Source organism: Pleomorphomonas carboxyditropha, assembly GCF_002770725.1.
Taxonomy (GTDB): domain Bacteria; phylum Pseudomonadota; class Alphaproteobacteria; order Rhizobiales; family Pleomorphomonadaceae; genus Pleomorphomonas; species Pleomorphomonas carboxyditropha.
Map to the genome: position 1 here is coordinate 942,284 of NZ_NQVN01000001.1, position 6,100 is coordinate 948,383.

Genomic DNA, 6,100 nt, shown 5'->3' on the forward strand with positions numbered 1-6,100 from the left:
CTTGCCGAGGCCTTACGGCGTGGTGGCGGGCGGCGTCGCCGGCGCAGCCGGAGTCTCGGGCGTGGCAGGCGCTGGAGTGGCCGGCTCGGCCGGAGCGGGAGTGGTCGGCTCAGCAGGAGCTGGGGTGGTCGGCTCGGCAGGTGCAGCCGGCGTTGCCGGCGCGGCAGGCTCGGCCGGCGCGGGAGTGGCTGGCGCGGCGGGGGCCGTCGAGGTGGCGGGCGGCGGCGGAGTCGTCGTGCCGGAATTGCTACCCGAGAAGTAGACGATGGCGCCGATCACGACGATGACGGCGATGATGATCCAAATAATGGAAGATCTCTTCATGGGTGTTCTCCTATCGCTCGATGAATTCTGAAAGCACCGAAGAACAAGGGTCCGCCAGCGCCGCCTACAACAAACGAAAATTGCGGCTTATGGTTCCCCCCTGGGTTGATGGAGCGCCGACCGCTATTGCACGGGAGGCGCCGGCATCGCAGGTGTTCTCTGCCGGATCCGCTCGCGGTGGGCCGAATAAAGGCCAGAGCCGGCAATCATTACCGACCCTATCAGCGTATAATAGCTCGGGAAATCGCCGAAGAACAGATAGGAGAGAATACCGGCGGATACCAACTGTACGTAGGTGATGGGCGCCAGCAGCGACAGGGGCGCCAGCTTCAGGCCCGAGATGAACAGCATGTGGGCCAGCGTGAAGCTCAGCGAGCCGCCGATGCCGTAGGCGAGTTCGCGTCCGGTGGGAATGTGGAACACCGGCAGCACCAGCAGCGTCGATACGGCGAGGCCGATGAGGCCCGTCCACATGAAGGTGACTTCTGTCGGCTCGTGCTTCATCAGGCGCGTGAACAGGGCGCCCAGCGCCCAGGCGGTCGCCGATCCCAGCGGCAGCAGCGCGGCGAGCTGGAATCCGGCGGTACCGGGGCGAACGATCAGCAGCACGCCGGCAAATCCGACCGCCGCCGCCAGCCAGCGGCGGATTCCGACCGATTCGCCGAGCACGAACACCGACAGCACCATGACGATGATCGGCGAGATGAAGTGGATCGCCGTGTTGGAGGGGACATCGAGGTAGGCGAGGCCGAGGATGAAGAAGCTGGTCGAGGCCACGGCGGCAAGGCCGCGCCCGATCTGCAGCCGGTAGCTCGCCGGGCGGAACGCCTCGAGTCCCCTGGAAGACAGCGCCCAGGGAACCGCCACGAGGAAGAAGACGAAATAGCGAAACCAGGTGGCAAGCTGGGCAGGCGCCGTTTCCTTCATCAGCTTGGCGCCCACGTCGCCGCCGGCAAAGAAAATCGTCGAGCCGAAGACCAGCAGCATGGCGAGCAGCGCCCTTTCCGAGTTTCGGGGCGGCTGCGACGGCGCCGCTCCGGACGCATCGGGAAGGGTTGGCATGTGCGGCTCCGGGGGACGGCCGGCGCTCCGCCGAACCGGCCAAACCCCTCGCAGGAAGAAGGACAAGGCAATCGGCGAGACCGCAAGGATCTGCCGAGAGGTTGGTTTGTGCAAGGAGTCGTTCATGGGCGCAAGCGAATTTCCTGCACGCACCGGACATTGTCTTGTGATGAATGCGATTTTTTGTACATATCCACGTGTCGCCACGGATGGCCGGTTTTGCTGCACGTCGTAAAGGTTGTCACCGATGACAATTCGATGAGGGCGGGCAATGGTCCGTGAGGAAGTAAAAAAGGTAGCCGCATCGCGCCGCGCGGTTGCCGTTCCATCGCTGCAGAAAGCGGTCTTGATTCTCGATCTGGTCGGACGTCGCGGCAGGTTGCCCTTTTCAATCATCCAGAAGACCCTCGCCCTTCCGAAAAGCACGACGCATCAGCTTCTCAAGGCGCTGACCAATGTGGGCGCCCTGCAGATCCTGACCGATGGCGGCTTCATGCTCGGCCCGAAGATCTGCGAGCTCGGCATCCTCGGCATACGACAGCGCACCATCGACAGCCTGTCGCTCAAGCACCTGGAACTGTTGGCCGGCCAATCCGGCTTTCCTTGCGAAATCGCCACCTTCGAGGGACGGGACGCCGTGGTTCTCGCCAGCGCCAGTCCCGACGGCGGCGCCCGCAGCGCCGGCTGCGAGGGCAAGCGCTGGCCGCTGAACCGGGTGGCGACCGGCAAGGCGCTGTTGGCCTTTCTCGACGAGGTGGACCGCAAGCGGCTGTTCGCCGATCTCGACTGGACGAAGGCGACGCCACGCTCCATCGCCTCGCCGGATGCCATGCTGCGGGAACTCGATCTGGTCCGCGAGCGCGGCTGGGCGCTCGACGACCGCGAGGCCCTTGACGATACGTCCTGCATCGCCGCGCCGGTGTTCGACGGCCGCAACCGGGTGGTGGCGGCCGTGGCGACCGTCGGCCAGGCCGATCTGATCACGCCGGAGCGCTACGAAGCGTTGGCCGAACTGGTCCGCAACGCGGCCAATGCCGTGTCGCAGGCGGTTCGGGAGGCGTGAGTTCAGTCGCGCTCGGCGATGCGGGCGCGTACCCAGGCATGGATTTCCGCGTCGACGAAGGCGATGCGGCTTTCGCCGAGCCGGACCGGCTTGGGAAAGGTGCCGGCGGCCATCATGCGCTTGATGGAGGACACCGACAGCGTGGTCATCGCCGAGGCCTGCTTCATCGACAGGAGCGCCGGCGCGGCGGCCGTCGCGGCTCGGGGCTTCCGGCTGGCAAGGGCGGATTCGAGCTCGGCAGGGGCCGGGGCGAAGGCCGCCTCGGTGGTCGCCTGCAGGGCATGCACCGGGTTGCCGGCGTCGGGGGACGCCGGCGGTTCGGCCTTGCGAAGCACGGATGTCAATCGTTCGAGCTTGTCGAGTGCGTTCTTCAATCCCGGATTGTCATCGAACGGAATGGCTCCGCCGGCGATCTGCCCCATTTTCCTGCCCCAGCCCCGGTGTCCGAACGGCGCCGCGCGCCGTTTATCTCAGCCTTGCCAGTAGCATAAACCAGGAGTGGTTCACAGGACGTTGCCGTCCGGGCTAAGCTTTTGCCCATCTCGGCGTGTCGATCGGCGGCTTTAGCGAACGAAATAGGAAGCGAGATTGGACCGGACCCGCTCGAGCGGCGTCGCGCCCGCCAGGTCGGGCACGAAAGTCTCGCCGGTAATCGCCTCGAAGGCGTCGATATAGACCTTCGAGGTCTCGGCGATCAGGCTTTCGGGAATTTCCGGGATGGGGTCCTTGTAGGGATCGCAACGCGCGCCCACCCAGGCGCGGATGAAGTCCTTGTCGAAGCTCTTGGGACGCCGGCCGGCGGCAAAATCCTCGGCATAGGAAGCGGCGATCCAGTAGCGGCTCGAATCGGGGGTGTGGATCTCATCGGCGAGCACGATCGTGCCGTCGCCGTCGAGGCCGAACTCGTATTTGGTGTCGGCGAGGATGAGGCCGTGCCGTTCGGCGATTTCCACGCCGCGGGCATAAAGCTTCAGCGCGTAGTCCGAGACCGTCGCCCACTGCTCCGGTGTCAGCAGCTTTTTCGCCAGAATTTCCTCGCCGCTCAGCGGCTCGTCGTGGCCGCCGTCGAAGGCCTTGCTGGTCGGTGTCAGGATCGGGGAGGGGAGTTTCTCGTTGTCGTAGAGGCCCTCGGGCAGCGTCAGCCCGTACATGTGCCGTTCGCCGGCCCGGTATTTGGTCAGCACGGACGTGCTGGTGGTGCCGGCGAGATAGCCGCGCACGATCACCTCGACCGGCAGAATATCGAGCCGCCGGCCGACCACCACGTTGGGGTCGGGGTAGGCGATGACATGGTTGGGGCAGATATCGGCGGTGGCATCGAACCAGAAGCGCGCCGTCTCGGTCAGCACCTGGCCCTTGAAGGGAATTGCCGCCAGCACGCGGTCGAAGGCGCTGATGCGGTCGGTGGCGATGATGATGCGGCTGCCATCCGGCAGGTCGTAATTCTCGCGGACCTTGCCCTTGTAGTAATTGGGCAGCTCTGGAATGAAGGCTTCGGAGAGAACGCGGTCGAGGGCCATCGGTGCCTCCTGGACGGACGGGGCCGCTGGACGGCCGCCTGCTGGCCGCTCAATAGAACATCGCGGACGAAACTTTAAGCCGAACTTGCATGTCCGGGTCGGTCAGACATAGTTTGATTCGATTCATCGCCAAAGTCGCCTGGGGAGAAAGACCGTGAATCGTATCCGCGTTGCCGTCGACATGGACGAGGTCATCGCCGACACATACGGCGCCATGCTGGATTGGCTGGTCGATCGGCACGGCGCGCGATGGAGCGCGGAAGCCCTGCACGGCCGGCAAATCTTCGACGTCCTCGAATTGGAGGTTGCCGATGCGCTCAGGACCGCCATGCACGATGGCGCCTTCTTCGCCGATCTGCCGGTGATCGAAGGCAGCCAGGCGGCGCTTGCCGCCATCGCTGAGCATTGCGAACTGTTCGTCACGTCCGCCGCCATGGAGTTCCCCAATTCGCTCGGCCCGAAATTCCTCTGGCTGCGGCGGCATTTCCCGTTCGTCGACCCACTCAATATCGTCTTCTGCGGCGACAAGAGCATCATAGCCGCCGATTGCCTGATCGACGATAATGCCCGGCATTTCGCGCGGTTCGGCGGGCAGGGCATCGTCTTCTCGTCGCCCCACAACGTCGACGTCACTGGTTATCCGCGCATTCGCCGGTGGGACGAGGCCCTCGCCGTGCTGTCGGAAGTCTTTCCCGCTGCGTTAGCTCATTCCGGCGTGGATGCCCCATAGAGGCCACCTTCGGCCTGCCAGGCGGAGATGGTCTTGCTCGGTACGAGCAACTGGATGACGTTGAGCGTCAGGTTGTCGCGGATCATCAGGCCGGTGAACAGCTCGGCGGCAAGCGCCAGGGCTATGCTGGCGCGCACCGGCAGCCGGGCGGCCAACCAGAATCCGGCCAGCATGGCCAGGGTGTCGCACAGGGAATTCAGGACGCTGTCGCCGGAATAGCCCTGCGCCAGAGCCTGCTCGCGATAGCGGGCGATCACCGGCGGCGAATTCTCGGTGAGTTCCCAGGCGATCTCGATGCCGAGCGCCAGAACGATGGCCAGGACCGGCGACCAGCGTCCGCGGAACAGCAAGCGGCCGAATGCGAAGAACAGCATGCCGTGGATGACGTGCGACGGCGTGTACCAGTCGGTGAGCTGCTGCGAGTTCTCCGGACTGAGAACGGCGCCCACCCAGGGCCGGATCGTGCCGCAGGCGCAGATCGGCGGCTGTCCCATGGCGTAAAGGACGACCGCCTGCATTGCGAGGGCGGCGGCGATGATCAAGATGGAGATCCTGGTGGTCTGCGCCATGAACGTCTCCGAATGGCCGATGAAGGGATGCGGTTTGCCCGTTTGCCTTACCATTGCTTATTGCATATCTCAGAAAAATCCAATAATCTATTGAAATAGTTCATTTTATTGATGAGCGGACAGCGCCATGGCCGGTGGAGAAATCATCATTCGCCCGATGTCCGTCGACGATGCCGTCGATTTCAATCGGCTGGTCGGCATCGTGGCGCGCGAACGCCGGTATTTGCGTTTTCTCGATGCGCCGCCGATGGACCAAACCGTGGATTTCCTTCGCGACAGTCTCGACGCCGGCAATCCGCACCTGGCGGCCGTCCTCGACGGCGAGCTGGTCGGCTGGTGCGACATCTGTCGCCATTCGTTCGAGATCGAGGCGCATGTCGGACGGCTGGGCATCGGGCTGCTGCCCAAGCTACGCGGCAAAGGCCTCGGCAAGGCGTTGCTCGATGTAACGATCGCCGCTGCGGAACGGCTGGATTTCCATCGGATCGAACTTACGGCTTTTTCCGACAATCGGCGGGCGATAGCGCTCTATGAGACGCGCGGCTTTGTTCGCGAGGGCATGATGCGCGGGGCGGCGCTTTTCGGCCGGGAATACCGCGACGTCGTGCTGATGGCGCGCCTCGGCGCCGCGCTTGTCAAAGCCCGTGAGGATGCCGGCGGCGCGAACTGATCGAGCATATCGGCCGGATTTGCCGATGTCGTCAGGTTCCAAAGAGTGTAATTTCGGTTGTGAAGCTGGATGAGTGAGTGAGCTGCAATGGCTCAATGCGTGGGGATTACGACTACAGATCCGACACAACGGTGTTGTGCGACCTTTTTGGATTGGATTGTT

At 64.1% G+C, this 6,100-nt stretch carries 8 protein-coding genes; 3 read left to right on the forward strand and 5 right to left on the reverse strand.

Annotated elements, in window-relative coordinates:
* Positions 1-12: 12 nt before the first annotated feature.
* Together CJ014_RS04510 and CJ014_RS27480 are read right to left on the reverse strand one after the other, a co-directional pair.
* On the reverse strand, positions 13-324 hold the full coding sequence (locus CJ014_RS04510) for a hypothetical protein (protein WP_100079278.1): 312 nt from the start codon (positions 322-324) through the stop codon (positions 13-15).
* Between the two features lie 123 nt (positions 325-447).
* Complete coding sequence (locus CJ014_RS27480; protein WP_165790734.1) at positions 448-1,386, reverse strand: DMT family transporter; 939 nt, start codon at positions 1,384-1,386, stop codon at positions 448-450.
* 271 nt (positions 1,387-1,657) lie between these two features.
* Here CJ014_RS27480 and CJ014_RS04520 point away from each other — a divergent pair, with 271 nt between their 5' ends.
* Positions 1,658-2,449 (forward strand): IclR family transcriptional regulator, encoded by a 792-nt coding sequence (locus tag CJ014_RS04520; protein WP_100079279.1) that lies wholly within the window; start codon positions 1,658-1,660, stop codon positions 2,447-2,449.
* Between the two features lie 2 nt (positions 2,450-2,451).
* Here the strand turns inward: CJ014_RS04520 and CJ014_RS28115 are convergent, their stop codons facing one another.
* The gene (locus CJ014_RS28115; protein ID WP_245427065.1) at positions 2,452-2,871 is read right to left on the reverse strand and encodes a helix-turn-helix transcriptional regulator; all 420 of its coding nucleotides are present in this window, start codon (positions 2,869-2,871) and stop codon (positions 2,452-2,454) included.
* A gap of 141 nt (positions 2,872-3,012) precedes the next feature.
* Entirely contained in the window at positions 3,013-3,969 is a 957-nt protein-coding gene (locus CJ014_RS04530) for a phosphoribosylaminoimidazolesuccinocarboxamide synthase (protein ID WP_100079280.1), read from the reverse strand.
* Positions 3,970-4,123: 154 nt separating this feature from the next.
* On the opposite strand from CJ014_RS04530, the gene CJ014_RS04535 reads away from it, so the two are divergent.
* Positions 4,124-4,699 (forward strand): 5' nucleotidase, NT5C type, encoded by a 576-nt coding sequence (locus CJ014_RS04535; protein ID WP_207765660.1) that lies wholly within the window; start codon positions 4,124-4,126, stop codon positions 4,697-4,699.
* Here CJ014_RS04535 and CJ014_RS04540 read toward each other — a convergent pair.
* Entirely contained in the window at positions 4,675-5,268 is a 594-nt protein-coding gene (locus CJ014_RS04540; RefSeq protein ID WP_100079358.1) for a DUF2585 family protein, read from the reverse strand. The two genes, CJ014_RS04535 and CJ014_RS04540, sit on opposite strands and share 25 nt — an antisense overlap.
* 127 nt (positions 5,269-5,395) lie before the next feature.
* Between CJ014_RS04540 and CJ014_RS04545 the strand changes: the two genes are divergently transcribed.
* Entirely contained in the window at positions 5,396-5,938 is a 543-nt protein-coding gene (locus tag CJ014_RS04545) for a GNAT family N-acetyltransferase (protein WP_280952316.1), read from the forward strand.
* Positions 5,939-6,100: the final 162 nt, after the last annotated feature.

Excerpts from the sequence above, each read along its gene's own strand:
- CJ014_RS04530 (WP_100079280.1), bottom strand. The coding sequence starts at position 3,969 with ATGGCCCTCGACCGCGTTCTCTCCGAAGCCTTCATTCCAGAGCTGCCC.
- CJ014_RS28115 (WP_245427065.1), bottom strand. The coding sequence starts at position 2,871 with ATGGGGCAGATCGCCGGCGGAGCCATTCCGTTCGATGACAATCCGGGA.
- CJ014_RS04540 (WP_100079358.1), bottom strand. The coding sequence starts at position 5,268 with ATGGCGCAGACCACCAGGATCTCCATCTTGATCATCGCCGCCGCCCTC.
- CJ014_RS04510 (WP_100079278.1), bottom strand. The coding sequence starts at position 324 with ATGAAGAGATCTTCCATTATTTGGATCATCATCGCCGTCATCGTCGTG.
- CJ014_RS27480 (WP_165790734.1), bottom strand. The coding sequence starts at position 1,386 with ATGCCAACCCTTCCCGATGCGTCCGGAGCGGCGCCGTCGCAGCCGCCC.
- CJ014_RS04545 (WP_280952316.1), top strand. The coding sequence starts at position 5,396 with ATGGCCGGTGGAGAAATCATCATTCGCCCGATGTCCGTCGACGATGCC.
- CJ014_RS04520 (WP_100079279.1), top strand. The coding sequence starts at position 1,658 with ATGGTCCGTGAGGAAGTAAAAAAGGTAGCCGCATCGCGCCGCGCGGTT.